The organism is Vampirovibrionales bacterium, assembly GCA_016712355.1.
Taxonomy (GTDB): domain Bacteria; phylum Cyanobacteriota; class Vampirovibrionia; order Vampirovibrionales; family Vampirovibrionaceae; genus JADJRF01.
Genome location: JADJRF010000005.1, coordinates 1,284,983 through 1,311,979 on the forward strand (window position 1 = coordinate 1,284,983; position 26,997 = coordinate 1,311,979).

Genomic DNA, 26,997 nt, shown 5'->3' on the forward strand with positions numbered 1-26,997 from the left:
AGATGCGATGGTGATCGTCGAGTTAAACGCCGCGCGCGCCCTGCCGCTGCTGAGGGCGCTGGCCTTGTGGGTCATCATGATAGCTTTGATGGCGCCCGTGTGGGCCGACGGGGCGGGCGATATCGCCCACATCGATCGGCTGCTGACCCGTCCGGCCGCCGCCCAGGCAGAAGGTGAGACGCGCGAACCGATTCGCCTGTGGGCGCAAGCGTCCCACAGCCCGCAAGGGCGGCAATACCGGGCTTATCTTCAAAAGGCAGATGAAATGACGCGCCAGCTGATGGCCTTTCGCGAACGGCTGCGCCAACGCCAGGGCGATATTACGCTGCAACAACTCGGCGCGTTTTGTCAGAGTCTGCGGATGGAGCGCGCCCAACTGCGCGAACGACTGGGGCAGGGGGAAGATAAATTTCACTCGTACCGGCTGATGAGCGCTGCCGTGACACATCTGGAAGACGCCTGGCGCACGTGGCGGCGGGTGAATCTGTTTCGGGCCGACTTGCGGAGTTCTACGCTGGAGGCGGCCATGGACGATGACGCGGTTCAGATCAAGCTGCAACGCGCCCAGCAGGCTATCGAAGACCTTCGCGTTATTACCCAGGCCCGGGCCGAGCTGGATCGCGAACTGAACGAGAGCTTCTAGCCGCTGGGGTTCATGGTAGCCAGATTTTTAGCGTGCCGTCCTTTTCGATAGAATAAAGGGCGCTGTCAGAAACGCTATCCAAAACATCGATCGTAAGAGGACGCCCCCTGTGACGTACGCCGCCGCGCCTGTCGCCATCCCGCAACTGAGCCTGGCTCGCCAGATGGCCGAAATTCGCGCCGAGGTGGATGCGACCATCGCCCGCGCGCTGGACGCCACGGCCTTTATTGGCGGCGATGCGGTTTCCAGTTTTGAAGCGGCCTTCGCTGAGTATTGCGGCGTGGCGCGCTGCGTGGGCGTTGGCAACGGGACCGACGCCTTGTTGGCGATTTTCAGGGCGTTAGGCGTAAGGCCCGGCGATGAGGTAATCGCGCCTGCCATGTCGTTTATCGCGACGCTGGAACCGCTGATGTTGCTGGGTGCTCGTCCTGTTCTGGCCGATATCGACCCGGTGACCATGACTCTCGACCCCTCGCAGGCCGCTGCGCGCCTGACTTCGCGCACGCGCGCGCTTCTGCCGGTGCATTTGTATGGACAGCCGGCGGATATGACGCCGCTGGCAGCCTTGTCCGAGCAACACGGACTTGCGTTGATTGAAGACGCGGCCCAAGCGCATGGGGCTTTGTATCAAGGCCGTCGCGTCGGCGCGCTGGGGATGGCAGCGGCGTTCAGCTTTTATCCGGGTAAAAATTTGGGCGCCTGCGGCGACGGCGGCGCGGTGACGACTCAGGATCCTGCTCTGGCAGAGGCCATGGCGCGCTTCTGCGATCATGGTCGTCTGACCAAATACGAGCATGCGCTGGCAGGCGTCAATTCCCGTCTGGACGCGCTTCAGGCCGGAATCCTTTCGATTAAGCTTGCGCGGCTCGATGGCTGGAATCAGCGCCGCCAGCAGTGGGCTGAGCGTTATCGTCTGCTGCTCGAAGACGTTGCAGAAATTGCATTGCCTCAAACCCGTGAGGATCGCACGCACGCGTATCATCAATACGTTCTGAGAACGGACCGGCGCGATGATCTGGCGCGCTTTCTTGCGCAACGAGGGATCTCCACCGGGCTGCACTACCCCTTGCCGCTGCATTTACAGCCCGCATGCGCGGCCTTGGGATACGCTCCCGGCGATTTTCCGCATGCGGAAAGCCTGGCGACGACATGCCTGTCGCTTCCGATGTTTGCTGAATTGACTGAGGCGGAAGTCGATGCCGTGGCCCAGGGCGTCCGCGCATTTTTCGGGTACGCTGCCCGCTAGCGCCGCCGATTAAGTCAAAACGGGAATCGCTGTTAATACGTCCAGCGCGCTGAGTCTGGGGCGTCTCGTTGGGATGCCATGTGGTTTAAGGGGACGTTTGGGGCGATCCCGATTCAACAGAAGGCGTAAACGTAGATGCGGCCTGCCTTGAGCGCGTTCCATAACGGAGTGTAACGTTTCCGGGGATGGACGCAATCGCGCCGTTAAAAATGTTTTTTAAATAATATAGTCTTAACATTCTGTCCCCCCCATTGCTGTTGAGACCCGCTGAGACAAGTGAGAGATAACGGTCAGGGAGAAGACACCCACCATGAATGAACTGGAAATGGCGCTCACGTTAGGTATTTTGCCAGAACCGACCAAGAACCGCGTTCATGTGGACGCCTTTATGCAACTGGAAATCTCGTTTTTATCCGAGATTTTTAAAATCTCCCGCCTTCAAAAGGAAGATATCGGCAGTCCCAACGGCGAACTCTGGTCAGAACTACTGCCATGGCACAGTATGAATTAATCATCTGATCGATAGCGGCTGGCGGTTCAGCATCTATCGCTGTTTCCAATCGTTTACAACTTTTCTAGTCGGCTCCTGATGCGCGCGCCTCAGGGGTCGACTTTGTTTTAAGGCGCTGGAGTTGGCGGCTGGGCAATGATCGACCCAGAAGGCTTTCCATCCGCTGCGAGACGGCGGCCAGAGCGGTGAGATTCACGCCCGTCTCGACGCCCATGCGCTGCATCAGGTAAGCGACGTCTTCGGTCGCAACGTTGCCTGAGGCGCCCGGAGCGTAGGGGCATCCGCCCAAGCCCCCGGCGGACGCGTCAAACGTGGTGAGGCCCAATTGCATGGCGCGCGTGATGTTGGCCAGCGCTGTGCCGCTGGTGTCATGGCAGTGCAGGGCCAGGCGCTGCGCTGGAAGGGTTTTCAGCATACGGGTGAGCAGACGCTCGATATCCGTGGGGACGGCAAGGCCAACTGTATCGCCCAGTGACACTTCGTCTGCTCCCATCGTCAGCAGCGCTTCGCTCACGTGTAAAACGGCTTCCGGCTCGATTTCTCCCTGATAGGGACAGACAAAACAGGTGGATACATATCCGCGGATCGAGACGCCTTCTCTTTGGGCGCGTTGCGCCAGACGTGAGAATGTTTCCAGCGACTGCGCGACGTTTTGGCCGATATTGCGCTCGGCGAAAGCGTCAGAAGCGGCCGTGAACAGGGCGATGCGAGAAACGCCGCTAGCCAGCGCGCGATCCAGGCCGCGCTCATTTGCTGCCAGCGCGCTCAGGCAGACGTCGGAGGCCTTTGCTTCGGGAGCGTCCGTGAGCAGAGCCATCAGCGAGTCAGCGTCGGCCAGTTGAGGGATTGCCTTGGGATTGACGAATGAGGTCGCCTCAATCTCGCGCAGACCGCAGGCGATGAGCCCGCGAATAAAAGCGGCTTTATCCGTCGTGGCAATAAGCACGGCTTCGTTTTGAAGACCATCGCGCGGGCCGACTTCGACAATGCGCGCGGCGTCAGGCCAGGCGGTTTCAGTCATCGGCGTCAGGGTCCGTGGCAGGGCGCAGCGTCAGCAGCGGCGCGCCTTGCTCAACGATTTGTCCGGCCGCGACATGAAGGGTCTCAATCTGCCCGATAAACGGCGCAACGATGGACAGTTCCATCTTCATTGATTCCATGACCATGAGCGTCTGGCCACGATTGGCCCGCTCGCCGGGTTTTGCGGGCGTTTGTCGTATCACGCCGGGCATGGGGGCTGTCAACGTTTCGGCCGCGTCGCCGGGGCTGGCGCTGGCGCGCTTGGGGCGCGAGGAGCTCTTCTCCTCTATGCAAAAGCGAACGCTTCGGCCTGAAACCCAAACCCAGACCTCGCGGTCGCAGACGACGATTTCATAGCGAAAACGCCGACCGTCTTGCAGCGTCAAGAGTCCTCGATCGGCTTTCTTCGCCAACAAATCGCCGAGAATCGTCACGTGAGAAGTGTGACTTTGCTGTGTAATCGTCGCGTGTAGCCAATCGCCTTCGCGCCGCGTTGAAACTTCCACCTGCGGGCTGTCGGGGCCGGGCGCGCCCAGTCGAAAGCGATGCTCCGTCATGGGAGTTGGCTCCCAGTTGCGCCGAGACGCCAGCCTTCGTTGTCACGCCATGGGCTTACGGGTCCTCCGGTTCGCTTTGAGCTGGATTGCGCTGAGGGCGCATGCGCGGCGATCACGGCCGCCAGCGCCAAGCGTGGATCTTCGGGATGATCTGCCAGTCCATCCGGGGACAATAAATCCGGTCTATGGGAGAGAAACGACGTGTCATAGCGTCCTTTCGTAAAGGCGTCGTCGACGAGAATGGCCTGTAACAGCGGTAGATTAGTCGTCACGCCCAGAATAACGAAATCATCCAGCGCGGCGCGCATGCGGGCGAGAGCCTGCGCGCGTGAGGGGGCGTGAACAATGACCTTGGCCAGCATCGAATCGTAATGCGGCGTGACCCGATCGCCTGTCTGAACGCCGCTGTCCACGCGAACGCCCGGAATCACCGGTGGGCGAAATACTTTAATCTCACCGGTTACGGGTAAAAACCCGCGGGCTGGGTCTTCCGCGCAAATGCGGCATTCGATGGCGTGGCCGCGCGTTGTCAACGTTTCCTGCGAAAATCCCGGCGGCAGGCCTTGCGCGGTTAATAGCTGGGCATGAACCAGATCGACGCCTGTGACGGCTTCCGTCACAGGGTGCTCGACCTGAAGCCGCGCGTTCACCTCTAAAAAATAAAAGTCGTCTTGCGGCGTCAGTAAGAATTCGACGGTGCCTGCGCCATGATAACCGACTGCTTGGGCCGCTTTTAGGGCGGCGGCGGTCATACGTTCGCGCGTCTGGGGCGAGAGTGCCGGACACGGCGACTCCTCAATGATTTTCTGATGACGCCGCTGAATCGAGCAATCGCGCTCAAACAGGTGAAGCGCGCCTCCCTCGGCGTCGCCAAAAATCTGAACTTCGACATGACGCGCCCCGTCGAGGCATTTTTCCAGAAAAACCCGCGCATCGCCAAAGGCGTTTTGGGCCTCGCGGGCGGCGGCGCGCCACGCCTGCGTTAACTCGTCAGGTCCGTTTACCCGTCTCATGCCTTTTCCGCCGCCTCCGGCCGCGGCTTTAACCAGAATCGGATACCCAATGCTTTGCGCTTGCTGCGCGATCTCGCTTTCATTCGTTTGCAGATGGCCGCTCCAGCCTGGAATTGTGGAGACGCCCGCCGTCGCCATTGCGGATTTTGCCAGAAGTTTATCGCCCAACGTTCTCAAGGCTTGCGGCGAGGGACCAATAAATGTAACGCCAGCCTGCGCGCAGGCATCGGCGAAATCGGCGTTTTCTGCCAGAAAGCCGTAGCCGGGATGCACGGCGTCGACGCCCCGCTCGCGACACAGAGCCAGAATGCGGTCTACATTGAGGTAGGTTTGATCTGCGCTCTCGCCCGGTAAATCGGCGACGTCATCGGCCAGTTGGGCGTGCAGGGCGTCGCGATCGGCGTCTGAGCGCAGGGCGAGCGATGCAATGCGCATTTCGCGCAGGGCATGCAGAATCCGTACGGCGATTTCGCCGCGATTGGCGACCAGAACCTTTCTAATCGGGCGCAAAAGCATCTTAGTCGCGCTCCGATGTCAGCCATGAAGGCGCGCGCTTTTCCAGAAACGCGCGCATGCCTTCCTGGCCTTCTGCTGATTGTCGGCAATCGGCAATCCATTGGCAAAGCGTGGCGCGGATCTCAGACGGAATCGGCGTCAGAGTTGCTAAGAGCTGTTTACATTGCGCCAACGCTTGCGGCCCGCCTCGCGCGAGATGATCGATCGTCTCCTCAATGCGAGCGTCCAACGCTGTTTCATCGGCGCTGATGTCATGAAGTAATCCCATCGCGCATGCTTGAGCAGCGTTGATGCGCTCACCGCTTAAAAACAGGCGACGCGTGTGTGAGGGGCCCAGCCGCGCCAGCACGTAAGGCGAAATCACCGCCGGGATTAGGCCGAGACGGGTTTCTGTCAGAGCGAACGCGCAGTTCGGGACGCTAAACGACATATCGCATGCGGCGATCAGCCCGACCCCTCCGCCGAACGCATTGCCTTGAACGCGGGCGATTGTGGGCTTGGGGCCTTCTCTGAGAAGCGCCAGCGTTTCAGCCAATTCTTGGGCTTCGGCGACGCTACGCGCCGAATTTATAGGCGAGGCGTCGGCCATCCCCCTTAAATCCGCCCCGGCGCAAAACGTAGGGCCTGCTGCTCGCAGTATGATGACGCGGGCGCGGGCGTGCTGCATCGCCTGCTGCAGCGCGTGATGCAGCGCGATGACCGTGTCGCCGTCCAGCGCGTTGTGGACGTCGGCGCGACGCAATTCAATGATGGCCGCGCGTCCGCGAAAGGTCAGATCGAGTGAGGCAGACATAGCTCTAGTATAGCAGCGGCGGGCGGCTTGCTCGGGGTCCTCCGAAGGGAGGAATTTTATCGTCTGTTTTGTCTCTAAATTCCTCTGTTTGGGCGTCCTCAGCCATGGGGCGTTTCGGTAGCATAGGGGGGTGACAAACTTTGTGCGAGACTACGCGCAAAGTCGACAGGTGGTTACTTTACGCCTTTGTGGATAACGAACCAGACGGCTCTCAGGGAAAGAGGGCCTTCTTTTTTGGCGCGATTCTGATTTCCACGAGATCCTGAAGAACAGGAGAAGGGCTTGCGCGCTTAGGACGACAGCCGCGCTGCGATCCGGTCGCCCCATGCGGCCAGTGCATTGGCCCACTGGTTTTGGCGGACGATCCAAGGCGCGTTCTCCAGTTGGGTGAGTTGCGCATCGAGACGAGACAATAAATCGGCGCGGTTACGCGTGTTGGGATGCGGCGGCGCTTTGGCCATTCGCTCAAGCGATTGCGCAATCAGCCGTTTCCCGCCTCCTATCGCCACCCGGCGGAAATTCATCAACGGGTAGGTGAGAAATGCAGTGATGCCCAGCGGTTTCAGGTACACATGACCAATTTTGAAAACCAGCGCGTCCAGAGCGGTTTTAAATTCCTCGTCGGCTTTTGCGCGATCGTGGCCGGTTTCCAGCGTGTCATAAGCCCGCCCCATTTGGGGGACGTGACGCGCGAGCGCCATCACTGGATAGCCAATAGCCGCTACCAGAAAAGCGCTTTCAATCACCCGATGATGTCGCCGAAAGGCGGTAAACAATCCGCCCAACCCCAGCGTGAGCGCGCCGACGCCTATGCCGAAAGCGGGATTGTCTTTAAGCGTCTTGAAATAGCGAATAAATCCACGCTCGTAACTGGGGAGCAGGTTGCGCATCAGGCTTTGGCGAAAAAATTGTCGGCGCGTAGGCAGCGTAATTGAGTTAATCGGCGCGCTGAAACGCGTAAAAGGCCCGTCGGGGTGTTTAAGCGACGAGGTGTTTTCTGTAACGCCCTGCGGTTTGTTCTTTTTGGATGTTTCCGAACTGGATGCGTCCGGCTCGTGTGGCTTCACAAGAGGCGCTGTGGGCGTAGAAGCGACAGAAACAGGCGCGACGGCCATGGATTGATCTTCCTTCGGCGTAGCGAGGAAACGCTTTCCCCCGCATGAAAGACGCTCAAGCGGAATTGTTGACAGTGAATCGGCGCGAAGGGCGGACGGGCGTCTGCCCGCTATAATCCCTATTATCGTCCCTTTCTTTTTATTGTATCAATTCCGTCAAGAATTGTTTGAAGCATGGGGGACCGGGCATAATACAGGCATGACGCGCTGTGAATGAGGCTCGCCGACGCGTGTGAGGGCGGGCGTACGCTGATTGTGGAGAAAGTCGCAATGGGAAAACTCCTGAATGAGTGGGCACACATGCAAGAAGAGCAGGCCAAGCCGACGCTGGCCCGTTTGCGCGAAAAACGCCTGAACGATTCGATGGCGATGATTGATCACTGTCTGGGTCATGACTGCGTGATTCATCAGGCAGACGTCTTGCGTCGCATGGCGGGCGGATCGCGCTGAAACGCCCGCCTTTTAAAGCGCATCGCTTGACGTCGATCGTTGGACCCGTGACAATAAAGGCGTTTTCTCAAACGCAAGGCGATTCAAACTGCGCATGCGCAGCCTGTGTTTTACGCAACTGTTCGTAAGAGCCTCCTCTGTTTTGGTTGCGGCCACGCTTGGCGGTTCTGCGTTCTCCTCGCAACCGGACCCTGACGCGTCGACAGGCGCCTCTCAGCCGGCGTCGGGCGTTATCGCTTTTACGCCGTACAACGCGCGGCCTCGCGAACTGGATCTCTGGCGGATTGAATCTCGCAAATGGCTGCGCTCGGACGCCGTTGTTTCGCCGGATCGCGCGTGCATGGCGTACTCTGAGATTTCTTTTATCCCGGATGCGCGTCAGACGATTGCGGCGCTATACGTGGTGACGCTCGCGTCGCCGACGTCTGAAAGCCGCCATGAGTCGTTGCCTGACTCTGCGCCCGCAGGCGCGTTGGCGAGCGCTTCTTCTGCCAATTTGTCTGCGCCGCCCGCTGCTCCTCGCCGTGGGATGCGGCCTCGTTTCTGGTGGCCCTCCGCTTCTTCTTCCAGCGCTTCCCCTGGTTTTTCCTCTGGTTCTGCTTCCGGGGGCCGCGTGGACAGTCACGCTCCATCGGCGGCGGAAATTGCGCTGGCCAGCCGCTACGAACCCGCGTTGACGCTGTCGCAACGCGAGGCGATCTTTAAGGCGGGGTTCTCTCGCACCCGCCCGTATCGTTTTGAGACGCTGACGGTGGTCGATTGGTCGGCCTCAGGTCGCCGTCTGCTGTTTAAGCGGCGCAGCGGGGTTCTCTATTACGGGCTTAAAACCACGGATATTCTGCTTTACGATGGCAATCGTCGGGTTGTCTCAGTATATGGTGACTTGCAACGCGCGATTCGTGCCTATTGGCAGGATCAGCAGGCGTCTCATGATCTCGATTCGGCGGCTGTCTCTGCCGCACCCGTTTGGAACGACGCCCAGTGGGACTTGCTGCCGCTGGGGTTTCGGCCAGGGAGTGAGCATTTGGCGATCGTCGAGGCTACGGCGTTCACGCCAACCGCCCGCGTGTTCTGGGGCGTCTGGGAGCTGGATCTGGATCAACGTCGGGTTCGCTTGCTGTCACGCGACAATACGCCTCCGCCGGTGGGCGCCAACGGCGTTCTGGCGCGCGTGCCGATTGTTTACGATCCGCAAACCGCTCAATGGCGTTACCGTGATGCCCGCTGACGCGTCGGAGATGGCCGCGCAATCGCGCGTAGTCGGTAAGAATGCCGTCATGGCCCTTTTGCAGGCATCCCCCGAGCGGGTGTTTAAAATTATTTTCGAGCAGGACGCCAAACCCGATAAACGCCTGGACAGGATTCGCGAGTTAGCGGAATCGGCGGGGGTCGCAATTCAGCGCGCGCCCTGGAAAAAACTCGCGGCGTTAGCCGCTCAGGGTCAAAGCGCAGACGAGACGGAAGGCGGCGGGGCGATTCCGCATCAGGGCGTGATTGCAATTGTGGCGCCCAAGCCGCTGCTGGATCTGCACGGCTTGCTGCAAAAACTTCAGCCTCAACTCGCCGCCGGCGCTTGGCCGCGCGTGATGCTGCTGGATGGCGTGACGGATCCTCGGAACGTCGGCGCAATTCTGCGCGTGGCCGACGCTGCAGGATTTTCCGCCGTCGTAATGAGTAAACGCGATTGTCCTGGCTTCGGTCCGGCGGTTTCCAAGGCGGCCAGCGGCGCAGACGCGGCCATGGATGTCGCCGTGGTCGGCAATCTGACGCAGGCGATGGAAGAACTCAAGCGCGGCGGCTTCTGGAGCGTTGGCGCGGTGGCCGAAGAACCGGGCGCGCGCCTTTACTGTCAACAGGATTATGCGATGCCGACAGTGCTGGCGTTGGGCGCGGAAGGCGCGGGGTTGAGTCGTCTGGTGCGCGAGCATTGCGATTTTCGGGTGACTATTCCCATGGCGGGGGCCGTTGATTCTCTGAATGTCGCGTGCGCCGCCGCTGTGCTGGCGTTCGACGCTCAGGCGCGTTTCCCGGCCCCGAATGTCTGAAGCTTTAAGCGTTTATGCCCGAGGCGTTAACGTATTTGCAATAGAATCTGGTCATCTGGGCGCTTCTTGGGTACAATAGGCCCGGATTTTCAGGCGGCGCCTTGTCAAGAGAACTCGGGAGAATGAAAATACCGGAAAGAACGCCGCTCTGAAAAGACGCGCGTCCTGAGCGCGCTTGTGAACGAGTGAACGGACGCGTCTAAACCTGTTATCTCGTGGATGTTGATGAGCCCTCTTGTTAGCAAACGGGTCGCTTTTCAGGCGACCGGTTAGAAAGGATCGATCCAGATGACCATGAGTCAAGCCTGCGCCTCGCGGCCTACTCCCTCAGTAGAAGATATCGTCCGCGAAGCGCGTGAGAACCGCGTTAAAATCGTCCGTCTGCAATTTGTGGACATTCATGGCTTACCAAAAAACATGTCCGTGCATGTCGACCAGTTGGAGCGCGCCCTGAATAACGAAGTGATGCTCGACGGGTCTTCCATTGCCGGATTTCGGACGATTGAGACCTCGGATATGTACTTCTATCCCGATCGTTCTACGTTCAAGGTCTTGCCCTGGACCGAAGGCGATCGCGGCATCGCGCGGCTGATTTGCGATATCTACAACCCGGATGGCACGCCGTTTGACGGCTGTCCGCGTAACAACCTTAAACGTGTGCTGGCCGAAGCCGAAAAACTCGGTTTTCGCTATAACGTGGGTCCCGAGCTGGAATTCTTCCTGTTTGAGCGCGACGAGAACGGCAATATGTCCACCCGCACCCACGACGCCGGCGGGTACTACGATCTGGGTCCAGATGATCGCGGCGAGATCGTGCGCGGCGAAGTCGTCGACACGCTGGAAAAAATGGGCTTTGAAATCGAGGCCGATCACCACGAAGTCGCCCATGGCCAGCACGAAATCGACTTTAAATATGGCGAAGCTCTTTCAACGGCCGATAACGTGACCACGGTTAAAATCATTACCCGCAAAATTGCCGCCGACAATGGCTTGCACGCGACGTTTATGCCCAAGCCCCTATACGGCACCAACGGCTCGGGTATGCATTGCAACCAGTCGCTGGCCCGTCTGGACGGCGCCAACGCCTTTAACGATCCCAACGGCGACTACCAAATGAGTCAGGAGTCCATGTGGTTTATCGCGGGTCTGTTGAAGCACGTGCGCGGCTTTACCGCCATCACCAACCCGACGGTCAACAGCTACAAACGGCTGGTGCCAGGCTACGAAGCGCCTGTGTATATTGCGTGGTCAACCGCTAACCGCAGCGCCCTGCTGCGCGTTCCGGCCAAACGCGGTAACGCGACGCGCGTAGAGCTGCGCTCGCCGGATCCCTCTGCCAATCCGTATCTGGCCTTCGCCGTGATGTTGATGGCTGGTCTGGACGGCGTGAAAAACAAGCTGGAGCCTGCAGCCCCGCTCACGGCCAACATCTATAAGCTGACAGAATTGGAGCGCGAGGCCCATGGCGTCGATTCTCTGCCCGGCAGCTTGAATGAAGCCCTTGAAGAGCTGGAAAAAAGCGATGTCGCCAAAGAGGCGCTCGGCGAACATATTTATGCCGAGTTCATCAAGGCCAAGCGTCGCGAGTGGGATGAGCACCGCACCTATGTCTCGCCGTGGGAAATCGAGCGCTACATGCCGCGTTTCTAGTCCATCTCCTTTGTCTTGCGTCGAACGTTGACGCGCCTAAAAGAAACCCCTTGCTCCCGACAGGAAGCAAGGGGTTTTGGCTTGAATAGGACCGTTCAAAAACTTGAAGGCCCTTGGCTCAGTACATTTAGTGGGCGCGCGGCTTTTGTTGCGCGTCATGCTTTTGGTGATGAATGGCTTTGTTCTGACGGGCCAGATCGCGATGCAATTTGGCGCGTTCGGCTGGCGACAGAGAGCCATCCGACTTAAAGCGTCGCTCTTCTTGGCGAATCTTGGCTTGCTGACGCTTCAGACGCCGGGCTTCTTTCGGGGTGAGTTCGCCGCTTTTGAGGCCTTGGCGAATACGTTGATGCTCCATGGCCTGGCGGTGATCGACGCCAGGCGCATGCGTTTTGGTTGAATGGCCCTCTTTGCCGTGTTCTTTCTGCTCGATCATGGGCTTGCGATGCGCCATTCCGGGGGGCGTTGCGGGACGATGATCGTTGTCCACCATCGCCGGACGATGCTCCAAACCGCTGGGCGTCTCGGGACGATGGCCGTTTTCGGCATAGGCGGAGGTCATACAGGTCGCCGTCAAGGCGAACAAAGTCAGCCATAATTTCATGAAATAAGTCTCCCGTATCCAAACATACTCAATGACAGTCGCCTTTCCATGGTTGTTCGCGAACCCCTTGGGTGCGTCGAACGTTTCAGGGCATCCTGTGCGCTTATTCCCTCATACTCGCCACATGGATGGCAAGTTTCAATTGTAACGTTTTTAAACGGATCTTTCTTAAGGGATCCTTAAGCAATCCGGTAAAACTCCAAAAGTATGTTTATATAATTATATAGTGAATCGTGTTGGAAGAGAGAATACAGGATAGCGAATTCGACGAGCGAACAAACGTCGTCTCAGGCGCGTTTGGCTGCCGTCATCGTCAGTAGCGTCGTCCCGCGGTAGCTTTGCCCATTAAAAGCATGCGCTGTTGGGAAAAAAGAGAGAGAGAAGTAAGAGGACTTAGAACCCTATGGGATTGTTGAGCGGATTGTTTCCGTCGCCGAAAGAGGCCTTTTTAACGCCTAAAAAGGCGAAGTCCTTCGCCAGGGAAGCGTTTATCACGCCGAAAGAGGCGACGACTCTTGCGAAACAATCGTTCGTGACGCCAAAAGAAGCGTTTGTTCGCCCCAAAGATGCGTTTATGAATCCTAAGGAACTGAACGCGCTCTTTGATTCGCTTCTGTTTGGCGGCGGCGCCAACGCGTAGGCGCGCCCTGCCAAACGTTGGCCACACAAGTTACTCTCTAGAAAACGGGATAAATCCCCTCCGGCAAGCCGAGAGGGGATTTTTTTAGAGCCAGATGCTGAAAATCGCTTATCGACTGCGCTTCTTGGCGGCTTCCGATTTGCGTTTGCGACGCACGCTGGGCTTTTCATACCGTTCGCGGCGTTTGATTTCCGACAGGATACCGGCTTTCTGGATTTTTTTCTTGAAACGCTTCAACGCGCTTTCAATACTTTCGCCGGGATTGACTTCAATTTCTGCCATGGACACTCACCCCCTTCCGGGGCGTGGGACGATCAAGGCGTCCCATTGCAGGGCTCTTCTCTGTACCGTAGCATATCCCATTAGGCTCCGCAATTGCTTGCGGCGAGAAGTCGTCGGGTGGACGGATTTCTCAGCCCGGCGGCCATTGCAGGGCGCGACCGCTGAGCAGGTGAACATGCAGATGAAAAACGGATTGCCCTGCCCCGGCGCCGTTATTAATGACCAGGCGGTAATCGCGCAGGGCATGGTCTTGGGCGATAGCGGTCGCGGCGCTGAACAGGCTGGCAAAAACCTGCGGATCTGCAACTTGCGAGGCGCTGGCGACATGGCGGTTGGGAATAATCAACAGGTGGGTTGGCGCCTGCGGATGAATATCCCGAAAAATTGTCACCGCGTCGTCGCGATAAACGACGTCTGCCGGGAGCTCTGCGGCGGCGATTTTACAGAACAGGCAATCGGACGATGACATAGACGCGCTCTCCGCTTGACGACGCCTCTTATTCTGGCGCGGCTGCAGCGAAAGCGCAACTGGCGGCGCTCGCGCGATTGTTACGTCCGCAGACTTTCAAAGGGGATATACTGCGGCGTCCCGGAGAGAGTCACCGTTGCGCCTCCAACCGAAATTGTATGCGCGGGGTCGCTGGTCCAGGCGACGACCGTGGAGCGATTGCCGCCATCGGTAAAGAGCAGGAGATAATCGTTCGGTGAGCCGGTCTTGAGGCGCTGATCGACGTGCAGGCCTTCGAGTTGCCGCGTCATTTGTTGCATGGCGCTATAGGCGGGCTTGGTATTTTGAGCATCGGCGGAGACAATACCAAACTGCTGCTCTTTTTCGGCCTGGCCGTTACGGCCTTCGATATCTCCTTTCCAGTCGTACCAGATATTGAGCGGGGATTTGTTGAGTTGTGCCAGCATCGATTGGCGTACCAGATAGTCGGCCTGCGTTTGTGGGTCGATCTCGCCTTGGGCGGTCGAATAGCCCCATTCTCCCAGGACGATGGGGAAATTTCGGCCCGGCGCGTACTGGTCAACGGCATTGCGCAGCTTGTCCAGCTCCGCCTTGACGTTTTCCGGTGCGCGGTTGGGAAAGGCCTGATAAGGATGGACTGAAATTGCGTCAACTTGATCGAGGAGGCCTTGTTGAAACAACTTGACCAGAAAATCCGTGTCCGTCCCTGCCGTCGAGCCTGCGATAATCTGGCCCGACGGGTCGGCGGCGCGCAGTTTCGGGGCGAGCGATTTAACCATCGACATGTATTCGTCTGCGCTGGGGCCCGGTTTCCAAAACTGTCCGCTGTTGGGCTCGTTGGTCAGTTCCCAGATGACGCCCTTGTCTTTAAAGTGTTCGGCGGTGGCGACGCTGTAACGCTCGAATCCGTCCATCGACGCTTTCTGTTCTTGGGGATAGTGCTGGTTGCCAAAGCCCAGAATTATGATCGGCTTGATGCCGCGTTTGGTCATTTCGTCCACCACGGCATCGTAGCGGCTAAAATCAAAGACGCCCGGCTTTTTCTCGACGTCGGACCATAACACGTCAAAGCGCGCCGATTTGACTCCGGCTGCTTGCATCATATCGAGATCCTTGCTGTTGATAAGGTTGTTGGCGCCGTAAAGGTCTTTGACGTGCACATGGACGCCCATTTGACTGGGCGCATCGCCCGGATTGGTCAAGCTATCGGAGGCCGCGACCGCAGTATTTGTGGCGGCTGAGCGCGTGGCGGACAATGTAACGGGCGCGCTGACGGCGGCCGCCTGGGCGACAGGAGCCGTGCGGGCGGTGGGGGCTGCGTCTGTAGGTTGAAATACGCTTGAAAACATTTCTGATTTCACAGCGGCGCTTTTGTTGGCGGTAGGGGCGCTTGTGGCGCTCGTCGTTGAGGGCGTCACGTTTTGAGAGGCGGGCGGGCTATTAAAGGCCTGAAAGAGATTGGCGAAGAAATCGGGCGGGATCGCCGATAAGTTGACCGGCGCGGCATTGTAATATGCAGGCGTCGGTTGCGTCGTCGGAGCTGGCATCCACCAGTCCAGCGGGCCGCCGATAGAGGGCTGCGCGTAGGTGGACAGATTGCCCCCAAAAGGGAACGCATTGTAATTGGGACCGCTCAGAAACGGGTCTGCGATGATGTTCTGTTGCTGGTAATTCATCAGTTGCAGTGTTTGGAGCAAGTTAGACATAAGCTGAGCGTCAGAAATTCCCATTCATACACTCTCCAGTCTGTGCGCGGGGGCGTCGAATTTCTCGCCATCTGCGCCGACCTGAGCAAGAAGCGCGTTTGTCTCTAAAACACCTAACGATACTCAAAGCGCTCATTTGCGTCAGGTCGACGCCGTGCTAAGGATCCGCAGTATTGACAGGAATATCGGGAACTTCTGCAGGATCGCGATGGCGTATTGAGATAGTAGAGACTGTTGAGAGATTCGCCAGATTTCTCATGATGGCGTCGTTACAGGGGTTTACAGGTTACGCGTGTAGTAATTTGACGCCGGAGGAATCGTTGCGCCGATTGCCACAGCCAGACGCTTCGGCTAGTCTGATGCGGCGGGGGTGGTCGCATGAGACCTTCCCGAGCGTTCGTCTTGCAGGGAATCCGCTGTTATGACTTTTCCGATGACACGACTGCGTCGCCGTCGTAAAACCCCGGTGTTGCGAGAACTCTTGGCTGAGACGCACTTGCGCGCCTCCGATTTTGTTTACCCCCTGTTTATAAGCGATCGCGGCGATGCGCGTCTGCCGGTGGAAGCCATGCCGGGCGTCTATCAGCTCTCGATTGACAATGCGCTCATTGAAATCGGGCAAGCCTTGGAGTATGGCGTCAAAGCCTTTTTGCTGTTTGGGCTGCCGGAGGAGAAGGATCAGGAAGCCACGGCTGCGTGGGACGATCATGGCATTATTCAGCGGGCGATTCGGCGCATTAAGAAGCAGTTCGGCGATGACGTGATTCTGATGGCCGATACCTGCGTATGCGAATACATGACCCATGGCCACTGCGGCATCGTGATGGAAGGACGCGTGTTGAACGATCCTTCTGCGGAATTGATCGCTCGGGTGGCCGTCTCGCAAGTCGCTGCCGGGGCAGATGTTGTTGCGCCGTCTGCGATGATGGACGGACAAGCCCTGTTTATTCGCGAAGCGCTGGATGAGGCCGGTCTGGACGATGCCCTTGTGATGGGCTATTCGGCGAAATTCGCCAGTAGCCTGTATGGGCCGTTTCGCGAAGCTGCTGAATCCGCGCCGGTTTTCGGCGACCGCAAAACATATCAGATGGACGCGCGTAACGCGCGCGAGGCGCTTGAAGAAATCACCCTGGATGTTATGGAAGGCGCCGATATCGTCATGATTAAGCCTGCGCTCGGCTATCTCGATTTGATTTATCAGGCGGGTGAGATGGTCTCGACGCCGATTGCCGCGTATTGCGTTTCGGGCGAGTACAGCATGATCAAGGCTGCTGCTCAAAACGGCTGGATTGACGAAGAGGCTGTCACGCTGGAATTGTTGGGCGGCGTTAAGCGCGCCGGAGCTGATCTGATTATCACGTATCACGCCGTGGATGCTGCGCGCTGGTTGATGCGTGACGCGATGCCGTAAATATTACTATTCTCGTTATGTTTTTCTTTTAACGCCCCATCCACCGCATCGGCAAGAGGCTCAGCGCATAGAGCGCCAGCAAGGCGCCGCCGACAATCAGCATTGTCAGCGGATCTTGAGACGGCGTCAGAACCGCCGCCAGTAGAAAGATTACGACTACGGCTTCGCGCCACCGCGCCAGCAGTTGCGATGAGCGAACGATTCCGCATAACGACAGCAATATCAGCGCCACTGGGCATTCAAACGTAAGTCCTGCCAGGCACAGTGTCGAAAGACAAAACTCGACGTAACGCAGCAGGCTAATCTGGCTGACAGCCATCTCATGACCGTAATCGAGCAAAAAAGCCAGTGCGGGAGGTGCAACGCAGACGTAAGCGAATGCCACGCCAGCCGCAAAAAGCGCGGCGCCCATCACAACGGTCAGGATGGCAATGCGGCGCTCGGGCGCCCGCAAGCCCGGCGAAACGAAGCGAAGCGTATGATACAGAATGACAGGCGACGCCAGCGCAACGCCCCCCAGTACGGCGACTTTCACGCTGGCCATTAAGGCTTCTCCCGGCGTAAGCTGAATGAACGTGACGTACGGGGGGGCCAGTCGTTTTAACGCGGCAATGAGATTGGGCGCCTGCCAGAAAGCCGTGGCCAGACCCACTGCCAATGCGGCGGCGCTCATCAGGAGTCGTCGGCGCAGCTCGCCTAAATGTCCCAACAGCGGCATAGCGCTGGGCGTCGTTTCATGAGAATGCGCGTTGGCGGCAGGCGTTCTTTCCCAGAATCGCCGCCAGCCTTGAAACGGGTCTTGTTCGCTCATTCTGAGGCGCGCTCTGGAGAATGCGTCTTGGTGGCGCGCTGATAGGCGGCCTCCGCCATCAGGATCGACCCGCACACGGCGACGTTTAATGAATCGACGTCCGCCGCCATCGGAATGCGAATCCATTGAGCGCCGCTCAGCAGCGCGCCATCCGACGCTTCTCCCTGAAGGATGCCGCGGCCTTCATTGCCCAGGGCAATTGCTACACAGCCTCGGTAAGACGCGTCGCGATAGTGCGCTGTGGGCGTCGCCTCATTCATAGCGTTGGGGGCGTCTTGCCCGCGCGTCAGCAACAGCGAGGCCTTTCGCACTGCCAGCGTGGCCGCCAACGCTTCCAGAGAAGGCGCCAGATGGATCGGCAATCGGAACGCCAAGCCTGCCGAGGCGCGAATGACCTTCGGGCTGTAGCAATCCACCGTACGCGGCGTCAAAATCAAGGCCTGCACGCCAAAGGCCGCCGCAGATCGGATTAGCGTGCCTGCGTTGCCCGGATCGCGAATTTCATCCAGCGCCAGCAGCAGGACGTCGCCGACGGGCAGCGCCTCCAGCGAAGCTGTCGGCGGGGTCTCAACGGTTGCAAGGCAGGGCGGCGGCGACTCTGTCGTCGCCATTTTGCGCATGGCCGCCTCACTTACTGTGAAAACGGACGTCCCCGCCGCTAGCGCCTCGGGAAGAGGGCTTTCTGTCAGGCGGTATAGCGCGGTTACGCGACATCCGGCGCGTATGGCTTCTTCAATAGGAAAGCGCCCTTCTACCAAAAGGGTTTTCTGTTCTTCACGAGCTTTTTTCTGGTTTAAGCTTGCCACTGCTTTGACGCGAGGATGCGCTGGCGACAAAATTTCAGCGGGAAGGAGCGTCATAGGGGTTCGATCTCCACTTCAAACGTTCTTTGGCACGGAAATCCAACGCGAACGGCAACGCCTCCCATGCCCAGGCGGGTTTTAATCAGGGCCAGTCCGTCAGACATCAGGGCGTTCAGCGCGGCGACGTCCGGCGAGACCGTGGGGGCGTCCTGACGTATCCGCATCACGCGTCGAAATGATGCTCGGACATGCGCCTGATAGAGCCAGTCATCCGCCAGGCGGATCAACAACAGGCGATGAAAGTCCTCCGCCCGATAATCGCCCGTCGATTCTGCCAACGTTCGGATGACGCCCATCGCCAAAGCCGAACCAATGGTATTGCCGGGCGTATTCCAGCCTGCATAGCCATATAACGGAGTTAAATCCGTAAAGGCGTTCAATAGGCGCACGGTCAAGGCGTCGTCGGCTCCATTTGCACATGCGACATCAGCCAGAATCAGTCGTTCGCCCGCCGAAAATGCGCTACGGCATGCCTCCAGAACCGTTTGGTATTGCGACAGCGTCGCATCCGGCGCAAGATCTTCGCACCAATCGCCCATGCGTTGCGCTGGGGTATGGACCATCAACGTTAAATCGGCCGTTGTCGGATCGTGCGTCTGAACTGCGCCGCATGCCGTGAGTTGGCGAGAAACGACTTCGGCGATAGGCAGGCCATCGAATTTGGCCATAAGCGCGCCGCCGCTTTCGGCGCTGTAGAGAACCCTGACCCTCAACGGCTCGGCTCGTCGTTTGTGAAGCCATTGGGCCAGTAGCGTCGCGGCTAACTCGTCAGCGCCAGTCTGAACGCGCGCGCAATCGCTGAGTCCGCGCGCCTGCGCCATGTCTTGAAGCGTTTGAGCTTCTTTCACGTTGAGGCCGTGCGAGCCGGTATCGTCCTGACAAAACGTCAACGACTGGAGGCCCCCGCTTGCCAGCGCGTCGAGATAACGGCGATTCAACGTGAAATTGCGCTCGCGGCGTCCCAGGAAATCACGCAGCGCATCTGGCGCAATCAGGCTTGCCGCCCGCTCCATTGCCATGACATCCTGATGATGCGCTGCTTGCGAGTAGGCATACAGCGCGCGTCCAAATTGCGCCCAATAGGGGGGCTCTTCTTCTGCGTTGTCGTAGTTCGGAATCCGTAAAATAGAAGAAAACGCCCAGATGTCTGCTCCCTGAGCTGCCTCCAGCCCGACGGTGACGCGCGCCTGAAGCGTTTCAATCGATTCGTCGCCAACCCGGGAAGGAATGAGGCCGCCATACGCCAGCGTATCCAAAGCCAGAATAATAGGCGCAGTGGCGTCTTGACGCAGCCAGTCGGCGAGCGCATCACAATCCGCAGGGCGTTTGAGCGCTCCTAATAAGGCTGCGGGCGGGGTTTTTAGATAAACGCCAGCGGCTTGCGCCAGCCGGCCTGGAAAATCCAGGCACACGGGTCGCGCATCCAGCGGAAGTAAGCGCAATCGTTCGGGCGGGCATTCAGGGGGGCGCGCGTTCATGAAGCGCGGTGAGCCTCCGTTTTGACAAACTCGGCGCTATAATGAAAGGCGATAGGCGGGCGACGTCACCCAAGGCGCAATCGTCTTTCCGTCTTTGTCGCACGCCCTGAATCGCGCGTCAACGCGCCGTCTTTCTCAGGAGTCCCGTTTTCCGTATGGCCCCGTCCCTTGTCGCCTCTACTCGCGAAGCGCGCGCCAGCCAAGCCATTGCCTTGTTGCGCGTCATTGTCGGCGCGTTTTTTCTCTATCAGGGTTATAGCAAGCTGCGCGATCCCATGTTTGCCGTTAAAATGACGGGGCTGCTGAGTGGCGCGGCGGCCAATAATCCGTTTTTCTTTTATCAGGACTTACTCAACGGCCTCATTATTCCCAACGTCGATGTTTTTGCTCAGGTCATTATATGGGGTGAATTACTCATCGGCGCCAGTTACGTCAGCGGTGCGCTGATTCGCGTCTCGACGGTGGGTCAGTTGTTTCTGAATCTGAACTATCTGTTGGCGTTGCAACACACGCATCCCGGCGAGCGCGCGTTGAATTTGTGTTTTCTGCTGCTGGGCATGACCCTGCTTTTTGGCGAGGCCGGGCGGCAATACGGCCTGGATTTGTGGATCTTTAAAGCCCCTTCCAAAAAAACGCGGAGCGCCAAGTCAAAGTTTTCCGGAAAATCCTTTAAAACCAAGGACAGGTCTTCTCGTAAATCGCCGCCACCGCTGCTGGAGAACGATGACGAAGATGATGACGAGGCGGTTGAACTGCCCGCTTTCTCCGAAAAAAAGCGCGCAAAATCCGGCAAGCGCTCCTGACTGACGGGACGCGATGCACCTGCCTGTTGAACTCTATATCGCGCTGCGCTACACGCTGGCCAATCTTCGTCAGTCGTTGCTCATTGCCTTTGCTGTGGGCTTGGGCGTGGCGATTATTATTTTTATTCCGTCGGTTAACCTGAGCTTTTTCAATTATTTTCTGGAAAAGACAGTCGAAAACTCCTCGCATATCAAGATTACGCGGGAAATTGATACCATGGCGCGCAATCGCGACGTGTTAAGCGCGCGGCTGGCCAAGCCTGAACAAGATGTTCTGTTCTCAGACCGGACGTTGACGCGTAAACGCGACATTCAGGCCTATCGAGCGCTTTCGCGCGAGCTGCTGGCCCTGCCCGGCGTGGTGGAAGTCGCTCCGTTTGTTAATGAGCAGGTGATTATCGTTCACGGTGGGCAATCGCAGGGGGCCTCTATTCAGGGAATCGTCCCGGAGCAGGAAATGAGAATCCGCCGCCTGCAAGACGAGATAGCGGTGGGTTCGCTGGAGACGATGGGTCCCGGCGACGTTTTTTTAGGTTGGCGGCTTGCCGACGAGCTGGGCGTTCGGATGGGCGGGCGCGTCCAACTGGTCACGGCCAAAACGCGTAAGAGCTTTAAATTGGCGGGCCTGGTTAATTCCGGCGTTTACAGCGCGGATATGGGAAGCGTCCTGTTGAGTTTAAAAGGCGCTCAGCAGTTGTTGGGGATGGGCGATTCCGTTACGGGGCTGAGTCTCAAGATCAAGGATATTTACGACGCAAAAAAGCTCTCTGATCTGATTGCGCAGACGTACCACGTTAAAAGCCGCAACTGGATGGAAGATAACGAGATTATTCTGAGCCAGATCGGTATGTTTCGCGTGATTATCGCCTTTATCAGCTTCCTGATCGTGTTCGCCGCGGCTTCCAGCATTACCAGCGTGTTGATTATGGTGGTCTCTTCCAAATCGCGCGAAATCGGCATCCTGAAAGCCATGGGCTTGCAAGGGCCCGCGATTATGCGTCTGTTTGTGTTTCAGGCGGTGTGTCTCAGTCTGCTCGGCGCGGCGGCCGGGGTGCTGGGCGGGCAGGGGCTGATTTCGCTCTATAACGCCACGCCTTACTCGCGCGCCGAAACATTTCTGGGCATCGCGCGCCAGCCGGTGGCGATGAACGCCGAATATACCGGTTATGCGCTTTTCTACGCCTTGTTGAGCAGCGTGCTGGCGAGTTTGATTCCAGCGTGGAACGCCAGCCGACTCGATCCCGTAAAGGCGATTAATCAGTGATGGCTCTTTCCAACGATGTCGCCGACACGGCGCCGTTGCTACTGCAAACGCGTGGTCTGACAAAAATCTATGGCGGCGCGCAACCCGTGACAGCGCTGGATAATGTCAGTTTTTCGATGCGTCAGGGCGAGTTTCTCAGCATTATCGGTCCCAGCGGTTCGGGCAAAAGCACGCTGATGAATGCGTTGGGCCTGCTGGATGCGCCAAGTTCCGGCGAATTGCTTTATCACGGCGAAGATGCGGCCCGCTGGAGTGAGAAGCGTCGCGCGCAGTTTCGGAACCGTGAGATTGGATTTGTGTTTCAGGCGCATATGCTGCTGCCTGAGTTCACCGCGCTGGAAAATGCCGTGATGCCGCTGAGAATCGCTGGCGCTTGCGATGCGCGCGCCATGGAGTGGGCGCGATCATTATTGGGGCGAATTGGTCTGGGCGATCGGCTGCATCATCGACCGTCGGAATTATCCGGCGGGCAGAATCAGCGAGTGGCTATTGCGAGAGCTTTAATGAATCGTCCACGCATTGTGTTTGCCGACGAACCTACCGGGGCGCTGGATTTCCAGACCAGCCAGGATGTTTACCGGCTGCTGCGCGAGATTAACCGTGAAGATCGCGTCGCCTTCGTCATTGTCACCCACGAGCAAGCGCTGTCTGAAAAAACCGACCGCATTATTTCTATTCTGGATGGCCGAATCCAGTCGGATTCGCCAAATACGCCCCGTCTGACGTCTTAGACGGCGTCTCTGTCGTGTGGGCGGGATCGTGGGGAGGCTTATGCCGCGCCAGTTCCGCGACCACGTCGGCATACTGTGTCTTGAGATGAGCTTCGCCGACGGCATCGCCGGTTTTAAGCGCGCGCACGGCGCCGAGATATTCCAGTTGTCGTTGAAGGGGCGCGGCGCTGGCGTCCAGGTCGCCGCGACGAATCCGCGCGCCTATGGCCATGGCCAGAGCCTTGGGGATATTGGCGGCGGCATTTTGTTCCAGAGCGTTTTCGTAGCATTTGGCGTAATTTTCTGGCACGCGCAGCGTCCAGTTGTCGACCCGTGCTTCTTCCGGGTTGTTGATACGCGCTTCCATCCCCAGAAAATCGTTAAATGGCAGGGAAATGTGCTGGGACGGGCTTAGCAGCGCAGCTGCAATGCGGGCCTGCACCATCTCCAGTCGATCATGTTTTAGTTTTTCTACCATCGTTTTGTATTCAGGCGTGTCTTTTGGATGAAACAAGCTGGCCGTATACTCCGCATGGAGCCGCGGAGTACGATCTGGATCGCCTTCTTTGGCCGGTATAAACCAGTTATATGCAGCCGCCCACAGAGAAGGCGCGTCGTGGGTGCTGGTCATCACCCAGTCTTGCGGGCGCGCGTTTTCGGAGCGATAGACGTGCTCGCGATTCTGTGGGCTCGGGTCGGCTTTCTGGATCACCCGCAGTCGTCCCAGGCCGTGCTTTTCCAGAACCGCCCACATCGGATAGGGACACGTACTGAGCACTTCTGAAATGATTTTGCTGTGAGGAATGCCGTTTTCCTTGGCGGTTTTAAGAATCACGTCTATTAATTCGCCAAAGCTGTCGACTTGTTCGGGTTTGAGGTCTCGAATACGGCGATCCTCATATTTATGGCTGACCTCAGGGTTTAACTGATCGGCGCCTACTTTGGCATATTGATTCAACTCAGGATGATTGGGGTCATTAATAGCGGAGAACAGCCGGGTCCCTTTTTGAACGTTGGGCGTATTGAGCGTGTAACAAGCGTCGACGGTCTTTTTATCGTAGACGTTTAAAATTTTAATAGCGTCGTTATGTCGATAAACCCACGGATCAATATAGCCATGAGGATGATCCAGCCGGAGCATGGTGTAGCGTTTCGCCAAATGCTGAATGCGTTTTCTCAGGAAATCTTTGCCGCCGCGCTCATATTTCTTGGGATCGAGAAGGGGGAAATACCAGCATTGACCAGCAGGTCCGGTGAGGCTGGGTGGCGCGCCCAGACGATGGGTCTTCATAAAAAGATCTCCGTACGCCCACTCGTCAGCCTGAGATTGACCGATTGGCAGATCGCCAATGGATTCGAACGGTTTCTCTTTGGTCCCGATTTCCGTTTTGGCGAATTTTAGAAAGTCCTGATGCTGACGGTGGACGATAAATTGTTGAAACCGATACTCTTCCAGCTCGCTGGCGTACTTGCGCTTCAAATGCATTTTCCAGGCAGCGCTGACCAGCTTTTTAAAGGGACGTAGAACGGGGTGAACGTTGTCGTGCTTATAGAGCGTCCGGTCCAGCCAGCCCCAGCTATCAATGGTCCATTCCGTATGGTGTTTGTTGAGGGTCTCGAACAGGGCGTCGGCTTCCAGCCAGGCCTTATTCTCTGATTTAAAGGCGTCAAAGGGAGCCTTCAGCGGGGCGAATTTTTCCGGGTTGGCCTGATAATTCGTGTAGGCCTGATGCAATAGGTCCTGTGAAAAGGCAAATGCGCCCGCATTTTTCAGGCGATCGTCCTTGTAATATGCGCGAATGCGATAATCGTCCTTGGCCTGAGCCGGGATCGCGTGGGCTTTACGCGCCGCCTGATACTGCTGACTAGAGATTAGCCCAAGCCACTTGGGGTCGTCGACCAATTCTTTCAGCGCGACCGAAAGCGTATTGCGTGAGAAAAAATTGGCTCCGTAAGGCGATACGTCGCCTGCGTGCGTCAAGCCTTGTGGGGCGAATTGAACGCCGTTAAACCCTTCTGCCGCCGCGAAGCGAAAGAAATCCCGGCCGCCTTTGGTATAGGGAGAACCGACCGGCTCATATTCTCCCCGTGCGTTGGGCAGGCTGTAGTCATGAATATTAACGAAAAAATCTACTTTCCCGAGGGCTTGTAAGCCTTGAGGGTTTGATTTTTTCGCAAGGGCTCTTTCTTCAGGCGTGTAAGCCCTGCCAAAGCGCAGCGCCGGCAGGGAAACAGGGCGAGAAAAATCTTCTTGCATCCGCATGAGCTATCCTGGACTGGCGATGGGCGGGCGAGACAAACAATGGGAGTTGGGGTAAGCGCTGCCGTCAGCGGGATTGGCTATCTTCACTAATGCGCCTCAACGCGAAAAAATGCGCCCTCAAAGCGAATTTTATAGCATTGCAAATTGTCTCACATCCCGTCCTGTGATCCTGAACGCTTTTGGGGCGTCTTCTCATGAAACAGGATCCGTCGTTCCTACGTCGTGGGGGAAGATGCAGGCTTGCGATTGTTTCAAATATTTACAGCGGTTGCGTCCACGGCTTGAGCCAGTCGTATTCTTCCGGCGTGAGATACGGCTCAAGGCGCGCCAGCGTTTGACGATGATAGGCGTCGATCCACGCGCGGCGCGGCAGGCTCAGCGCTTGCGGATCGATGAGGCGGCGATCGTAAGGAACATAAATTAACGACTCGAATCCGTAGGCGGGCGCGTCGTCTGCGATGCGCTCAACCTGTCCATCAGGCGTTTTCAAGGCGACGACTTCCGCCAGATTCTCAATGCGCACGCCACCCCAGCCCGGCTGGTAATAGCCTGGTTCCACGCTAACCACCATTCCCGGGGCAAGGGCTGTCCGCGCACGCGCGTGAATCCCAGCCGGACCCTCGTGGACATTGAGAAATGCCCCGACTCCGTGGCCGGTGCCATGGCGAAAATCCAATCCGGCGTTCCACAGGCTTGCGCGCGTAATGGCGTCCAGCTGAATGCCGGTCGTCCCTTGCGGAAAGCGCTGGCTAAGGCAGTCTGCATGCGCGCCAAGTACCGCAGTAAAACGCGCGCGCGCCGTTTCGTCGGGCTTGCCGATGGCAAAGACGCGCGTCGTGTCGGTTGTTCCCGCCCACGGGCGTTCGTCGCTTAAATCCAGATAATGCGCGCCGGAATCCAGCAAAAACAGTCCGCCGGGCTGTAAACGCGTCTCCGCGCTGGGTTCGCCGTAATGAATCAGCGCGCCGTTGGCCCCGTAGGCGGCAATCGTATTAAAGCTCAGGCCCGCGAAAGTCGGATCGGCGGCATAGGCGTCATCTGCCATTCGCGCGGCGTGGGCCTCGCTTATCCCTTGATGGGCCGCCTGCTCCAGTTGTCGCCAAAAACGTACCAGCGCCAGACTTGCCCGTAGATGGGCCTGACGCATCCCTCGCAACTCATCGGGGGTTTTAATGGTTTTCATGGCGGGAATGGGATTGACGCCATGCGCGATGCCGGACGCGCCGCTTTTGAGCGCGCGCGCAATGCCTACAGTGACGTGTTCAGGGTCCAGCAGCGTTTTACGGTCGGCTGCCATCGCGCGTAATGCTGCGGCGAATCGTTGGTAATCGCTCACCGTGACGCCGCAGGTCCGTAACGCGTCATTCGCCTCAGGCGAGAGCGCCCGGTCTGCTGCAAACAGATGGATTTCTTGCGGGGTTATCAGCGCATAGCTCATGAAAACCGGGTTGTAGGGAATATCGCGCCCGCGCAGATTGAATAGCCAGGCGATATGGTCCAGACGCGCCAGCGGTAGAAGCCAGTCGTCTGAACGTAACGTCTCAGAAACTTTTTGTCGCAGCCGCTTAATCCGCTCCTGCGCCGTCTCGCCGCTTACCGTGGGGGGCAGGGCGTAGATCTGCTCGGCGGGTCGTGGCGGGCGGGCTCGGCCCCAGATTCGATCGGTCAGCGAACGATGTGCGGGCGTTAATCGTGCGCCCAGCGGCCTGAGAACAGATTCCAGCGTTTGAAGACCGGTAAGCGATAGCGTCCACGGATCGAATCCAATACGAAACCCCGGATGTTGCCGCGCCAACCGTTGTAGCGTTTCGCTCAATGTGGGCTGGCCGTCAATGCCCAGCCTGCTGACGCGAAAGCAAGCCGGATCAACTTGTTCGCCCGCTTGCTGATGATAGCGCCCGTCGACAAACAGCCATGCCTCGTCGACCGTCACGAGCGCATCGCCCGCAGAGCCGTCAAAGCCTGTCAGCCATTCGCGGCGCTTAGCCCCCTCCGGCAGGTACTCATTCAAATGCTCGTCGGACGACGGCGTCAGCCACGCGTCGAGCGTCGGACGGCGCCCCGCCATGGCGGCTCGCAAAGCAGTTAGTTTGTTGGCAGTAAAATTCGAGGCAAATGGCTGAGACATTCAGAA

The 26,997-nt window shown here is 58.0% G+C and carries 26 protein-coding genes; 12 read left to right on the forward strand and 14 right to left on the reverse strand.

Translation table 11 applies throughout. From position 1 onward, the window contains the following. The first annotated feature begins 7 nt into the window (after positions 1 to 7). The 3 genes from IPK79_07265 (at position 8) to IPK79_07275 (ending at position 2,400) form a co-directional block, all read left to right on the forward strand. Positions 8 to 643, forward strand: coding sequence for a hypothetical protein (locus tag IPK79_07265; GenBank protein MBK8190236.1), 636 nt, complete (start codon positions 8 to 10; stop codon positions 641 to 643). A gap of 163 nt (positions 644 to 806) precedes the next feature. Then, positions 807 to 1,889 carry a DegT/DnrJ/EryC1/StrS family aminotransferase gene (locus IPK79_07270; GenBank protein MBK8190237.1) on the forward strand — a complete coding sequence of 361 codons (1,083 nt, stop codon included), beginning with the start codon at positions 807 to 809 and terminating at the stop codon, positions 1,887 to 1,889. A 310-nt stretch (positions 1,890 to 2,199) separates the two neighbouring features. Then, positions 2,200 to 2,400, forward strand: coding sequence for a hypothetical protein (locus IPK79_07275; protein ID MBK8190238.1), 201 nt, complete (start codon positions 2,200 to 2,202; stop codon positions 2,398 to 2,400). A 64-nt stretch (positions 2,401 to 2,464) separates the two neighbouring features. Here the strand turns inward: IPK79_07275 and IPK79_07280 are convergent, their stop codons facing one another. The 5 genes from IPK79_07280 to IPK79_07300 all read right to left on the reverse strand — a co-directional run bounded on the left by IPK79_07280 (position 2,465) and on the right by IPK79_07300 (position 7,414). Continuing rightward, positions 2,465 to 3,421: a hydroxymethylglutaryl-CoA lyase gene (locus tag IPK79_07280; GenBank protein MBK8190239.1), complete on the reverse strand. Its 957-nt coding sequence runs from the start codon at positions 3,419 to 3,421 to the stop codon at positions 2,465 to 2,467. Further along, positions 3,414 to 3,977 (reverse strand): acetyl-CoA carboxylase biotin carboxyl carrier protein subunit, encoded by a 564-nt coding sequence (locus IPK79_07285; GenBank protein MBK8190240.1) that lies wholly within the window; start codon positions 3,975 to 3,977, stop codon positions 3,414 to 3,416. Before IPK79_07285 ends, IPK79_07280 begins: the two co-directional genes overlap by 8 nt. Next, positions 3,974 to 5,500 carry an ATP-grasp domain-containing protein gene (locus IPK79_07290; GenBank protein MBK8190241.1) on the reverse strand — a complete coding sequence of 509 codons (1,527 nt, stop codon included), beginning with the start codon at positions 5,498 to 5,500 and terminating at the stop codon, positions 3,974 to 3,976. The genes IPK79_07285 and IPK79_07290 overlap by 4 nt, the downstream gene beginning before the upstream one ends. A 7-nt stretch (positions 5,501 to 5,507) precedes the next feature. Next, positions 5,508 to 6,299: an enoyl-CoA hydratase/isomerase family protein gene (locus IPK79_07295; protein ID MBK8190242.1), complete on the reverse strand. Its 792-nt coding sequence runs from the start codon at positions 6,297 to 6,299 to the stop codon at positions 5,508 to 5,510. Between the two features lie 290 nt (positions 6,300 to 6,589). Continuing rightward, a complete protein-coding gene (locus IPK79_07300) occupies positions 6,590 to 7,414 on the reverse strand; it encodes a hypothetical protein (GenBank protein MBK8190243.1) in 825 nt (274 codons plus the stop codon). Positions 7,415 to 7,627: 213 nt separating this feature from the next. On the opposite strand from IPK79_07300, the gene IPK79_07305 reads away from it, so the two are divergent. From IPK79_07305 to glnA, 4 genes are all read left to right on the forward strand, one after another. Further along, a complete protein-coding gene (locus IPK79_07305; GenBank protein ID MBK8190244.1) occupies positions 7,628 to 7,864 on the forward strand; it encodes a hypothetical protein in 237 nt (78 codons plus the stop codon). Between the two features lie 94 nt (positions 7,865 to 7,958). Then, the gene (locus IPK79_07310; protein MBK8190245.1) at positions 7,959 to 9,092 is read left to right on the forward strand and encodes a hypothetical protein; all 1,134 of its coding nucleotides are present in this window, start codon (positions 7,959 to 7,961) and stop codon (positions 9,090 to 9,092) included. Further along, positions 9,082 to 9,909 carry a 23S rRNA (guanosine(2251)-2'-O)-methyltransferase RlmB gene (gene rlmB, locus IPK79_07315; GenBank protein MBK8190246.1) on the forward strand — a complete coding sequence of 276 codons (828 nt, stop codon included), beginning with the start codon at positions 9,082 to 9,084 and terminating at the stop codon, positions 9,907 to 9,909. Before IPK79_07310 ends, rlmB begins: the two co-directional genes overlap by 11 nt. Positions 9,910 to 10,203: 294 nt before the next feature. Beyond that, positions 10,204 to 11,559: a type I glutamate--ammonia ligase gene (glnA, locus tag IPK79_07320; GenBank protein ID MBK8190247.1), complete on the forward strand. Its 1,356-nt coding sequence runs from the start codon at positions 10,204 to 10,206 to the stop codon at positions 11,557 to 11,559. 127 nt (positions 11,560 to 11,686) lie between these two features. Here the strand turns inward: glnA and IPK79_07325 are convergent, their stop codons facing one another. Continuing rightward, positions 11,687 to 12,163, reverse strand: coding sequence for a hypothetical protein (locus IPK79_07325; protein MBK8190248.1), 477 nt, complete (start codon positions 12,161 to 12,163; stop codon positions 11,687 to 11,689). Between the two features lie 403 nt (positions 12,164 to 12,566). Between IPK79_07325 and IPK79_07330 the strand changes: the two genes are divergently transcribed. Beyond that, positions 12,567 to 12,803: a hypothetical protein gene (locus IPK79_07330; GenBank protein MBK8190249.1), complete on the forward strand. Its 237-nt coding sequence runs from the start codon at positions 12,567 to 12,569 to the stop codon at positions 12,801 to 12,803. A gap of 108 nt (positions 12,804 to 12,911) precedes the next feature. Here IPK79_07330 and IPK79_07335 read toward each other — a convergent pair whose 3' ends face one another. The 3 genes from IPK79_07335 to IPK79_07345 all read right to left on the reverse strand — a co-directional run bounded on the left by IPK79_07335 (position 12,912) and on the right by IPK79_07345 (position 15,284). After that, on the reverse strand, positions 12,912 to 13,085 hold the full coding sequence (locus tag IPK79_07335) for a 30S ribosomal protein S21 (protein ID MBK8190250.1): 174 nt from the start codon (positions 13,083 to 13,085) through the stop codon (positions 12,912 to 12,914). A gap of 130 nt (positions 13,086 to 13,215) precedes the next feature. Continuing rightward, a complete protein-coding gene (locus IPK79_07340; protein MBK8190251.1) occupies positions 13,216 to 13,554 on the reverse strand; it encodes a histidine triad nucleotide-binding protein in 339 nt (112 codons plus the stop codon). Between the two features lie 80 nt (positions 13,555 to 13,634). Further along, entirely contained in the window at positions 13,635 to 15,284 is a 1,650-nt protein-coding gene (locus IPK79_07345) for a cellulase family glycosylhydrolase (GenBank protein ID MBK8190252.1), read from the reverse strand. 397 nt (positions 15,285 to 15,681) lie between these two features. On the opposite strand from IPK79_07345, the gene hemB reads away from it, so the two are divergent. After that, positions 15,682 to 16,671 (forward strand): porphobilinogen synthase, encoded by a 990-nt coding sequence (hemB, locus tag IPK79_07350; protein MBK8190253.1) that lies wholly within the window; start codon positions 15,682 to 15,684, stop codon positions 16,669 to 16,671. Between the two features lie 28 nt (positions 16,672 to 16,699). Here hemB and tatC read toward each other — a convergent pair whose 3' ends face one another. From tatC to IPK79_07365, 3 genes are read right to left on the reverse strand one after another with little or no spacing between them, the layout of a single operon-like run. Further along, positions 16,700 to 17,482 (reverse strand): twin-arginine translocase subunit TatC, encoded by a 783-nt coding sequence (tatC, locus tag IPK79_07355; GenBank protein MBK8190254.1) that lies wholly within the window; start codon positions 17,480 to 17,482, stop codon positions 16,700 to 16,702. Next, positions 17,479 to 18,342, reverse strand: coding sequence for an RNA methyltransferase (locus tag IPK79_07360; GenBank protein ID MBK8190255.1), 864 nt, complete (start codon positions 18,340 to 18,342; stop codon positions 17,479 to 17,481). The genes tatC and IPK79_07360 overlap by 4 nt, the downstream gene beginning before the upstream one ends. Further along, positions 18,339 to 19,823, reverse strand: coding sequence for a DUF4127 family protein (locus tag IPK79_07365; protein MBK8190256.1), 1,485 nt, complete (start codon positions 19,821 to 19,823; stop codon positions 18,339 to 18,341). The genes IPK79_07360 and IPK79_07365 overlap by 4 nt, the downstream gene beginning before the upstream one ends. Positions 19,824 to 19,978: 155 nt before the next feature. On the opposite strand from IPK79_07365, the gene IPK79_07370 reads away from it, so the two are divergent. Genes IPK79_07370 through IPK79_07380 form a run of 3 tightly spaced genes read left to right on the forward strand, consistent with a single transcriptional unit; the run spans position 19,979 to position 22,621 of the window. Continuing rightward, the gene (locus tag IPK79_07370; GenBank protein MBK8190257.1) at positions 19,979 to 20,626 is read left to right on the forward strand and encodes a DoxX family membrane protein; all 648 of its coding nucleotides are present in this window, start codon (positions 19,979 to 19,981) and stop codon (positions 20,624 to 20,626) included. 13 nt (positions 20,627 to 20,639) lie between these two features. After that, positions 20,640 to 21,890 (forward strand): ABC transporter permease, encoded by a 1,251-nt coding sequence (locus IPK79_07375; protein ID MBK8190258.1) that lies wholly within the window; start codon positions 20,640 to 20,642, stop codon positions 21,888 to 21,890. Beyond that, positions 21,890 to 22,621 (forward strand): ABC transporter ATP-binding protein, encoded by a 732-nt coding sequence (locus IPK79_07380; protein ID MBK8190259.1) that lies wholly within the window; start codon positions 21,890 to 21,892, stop codon positions 22,619 to 22,621. The genes IPK79_07375 and IPK79_07380 overlap by 1 nt, the downstream gene beginning before the upstream one ends. Here the strand turns inward: IPK79_07380 and IPK79_07385 are convergent. After that, complete coding sequence (locus IPK79_07385) at positions 22,563 to 24,857, reverse strand: 4-alpha-glucanotransferase (protein ID MBK8190260.1); 2,295 nt, start codon at positions 24,855 to 24,857, stop codon at positions 22,563 to 22,565. The two genes, IPK79_07380 and IPK79_07385, sit on opposite strands and share 59 nt — an antisense overlap. Positions 24,858 to 25,122: 265 nt before the next feature. Further along, a complete protein-coding gene (locus IPK79_07390; protein ID MBK8190261.1) occupies positions 25,123 to 26,991 on the reverse strand; it encodes a M24 family metallopeptidase in 1,869 nt (622 codons plus the stop codon). Between the last annotated feature and the right edge of the window lie 6 nt (positions 26,992 to 26,997).

Bases quoted from the DNA above. Each gene is read 5' to 3' on its own strand.
- IPK79_07265 (MBK8190236.1), top strand. From the start codon at position 8: ATGGTGATCGTCGAGTTAAACGCCGCGCGCGCCCTGCCGCTGCTGAGG.
- IPK79_07270 (MBK8190237.1), top strand. From the start codon at position 807: ATGGCCGAAATTCGCGCCGAGGTGGATGCGACCATCGCCCGCGCGCTG.
- IPK79_07275 (MBK8190238.1), top strand. From the start codon at position 2,200: ATGAATGAACTGGAAATGGCGCTCACGTTAGGTATTTTGCCAGAACCG.
- IPK79_07280 (MBK8190239.1), bottom strand. From the start codon at position 3,421: ATGACTGAAACCGCCTGGCCTGACGCCGCGCGCATTGTCGAAGTCGGC.
- IPK79_07285 (MBK8190240.1), bottom strand. From the start codon at position 3,977: ATGACGGAGCATCGCTTTCGACTGGGCGCGCCCGGCCCCGACAGCCCG.
- IPK79_07295 (MBK8190242.1), bottom strand. From the start codon at position 6,299: ATGTCTGCCTCACTCGATCTGACCTTTCGCGGACGCGCGGCCATCATT.
- IPK79_07300 (MBK8190243.1), bottom strand. From the start codon at position 7,414: ATGGCCGTCGCGCCTGTTTCTGTCGCTTCTACGCCCACAGCGCCTCTT.
- IPK79_07305 (MBK8190244.1), top strand. From the start codon at position 7,628: ATGAGGCTCGCCGACGCGTGTGAGGGCGGGCGTACGCTGATTGTGGAG.
- IPK79_07310 (MBK8190245.1), top strand. From the start codon at position 7,959: ATGCGCAGCCTGTGTTTTACGCAACTGTTCGTAAGAGCCTCCTCTGTT.
- rlmB (MBK8190246.1), top strand. From the start codon at position 9,082: ATGCCCGCTGACGCGTCGGAGATGGCCGCGCAATCGCGCGTAGTCGGT.
- glnA (MBK8190247.1), top strand. From the start codon at position 10,204: ATGAGTCAAGCCTGCGCCTCGCGGCCTACTCCCTCAGTAGAAGATATC.
- IPK79_07325 (MBK8190248.1), bottom strand. From the start codon at position 12,163: ATGAAATTATGGCTGACTTTGTTCGCCTTGACGGCGACCTGTATGACC.
- IPK79_07330 (MBK8190249.1), top strand. From the start codon at position 12,567: ATGGGATTGTTGAGCGGATTGTTTCCGTCGCCGAAAGAGGCCTTTTTA.
- IPK79_07335 (MBK8190250.1), bottom strand. From the start codon at position 13,085: ATGGCAGAAATTGAAGTCAATCCCGGCGAAAGTATTGAAAGCGCGTTG.
- IPK79_07340 (MBK8190251.1), bottom strand. From the start codon at position 13,554: ATGTCATCGTCCGATTGCCTGTTCTGTAAAATCGCCGCCGCAGAGCTC.
- IPK79_07345 (MBK8190252.1), bottom strand. From the start codon at position 15,284: ATGGGAATTTCTGACGCTCAGCTTATGTCTAACTTGCTCCAAACACTG.
- hemB (MBK8190253.1), top strand. From the start codon at position 15,682: ATGACTTTTCCGATGACACGACTGCGTCGCCGTCGTAAAACCCCGGTG.
- tatC (MBK8190254.1), bottom strand. From the start codon at position 17,482: ATGAGCGAACAAGACCCGTTTCAAGGCTGGCGGCGATTCTGGGAAAGA.
- IPK79_07360 (MBK8190255.1), bottom strand. From the start codon at position 18,342: ATGACGCTCCTTCCCGCTGAAATTTTGTCGCCAGCGCATCCTCGCGTC.
- IPK79_07365 (MBK8190256.1), bottom strand. From the start codon at position 19,823: ATGAACGCGCGCCCCCCTGAATGCCCGCCCGAACGATTGCGCTTACTT.
- IPK79_07370 (MBK8190257.1), top strand. From the start codon at position 19,979: ATGGCCCCGTCCCTTGTCGCCTCTACTCGCGAAGCGCGCGCCAGCCAA.
- IPK79_07375 (MBK8190258.1), top strand. From the start codon at position 20,640: ATGCACCTGCCTGTTGAACTCTATATCGCGCTGCGCTACACGCTGGCC.
- IPK79_07380 (MBK8190259.1), top strand. From the start codon at position 21,890: ATGGCTCTTTCCAACGATGTCGCCGACACGGCGCCGTTGCTACTGCAA.
- IPK79_07385 (MBK8190260.1), bottom strand. From the start codon at position 24,857: ATGCAAGAAGATTTTTCTCGCCCTGTTTCCCTGCCGGCGCTGCGCTTT.
- IPK79_07390 (MBK8190261.1), bottom strand. From the start codon at position 26,991: ATGTCTCAGCCATTTGCCTCGAATTTTACTGCCAACAAACTAACTGCT.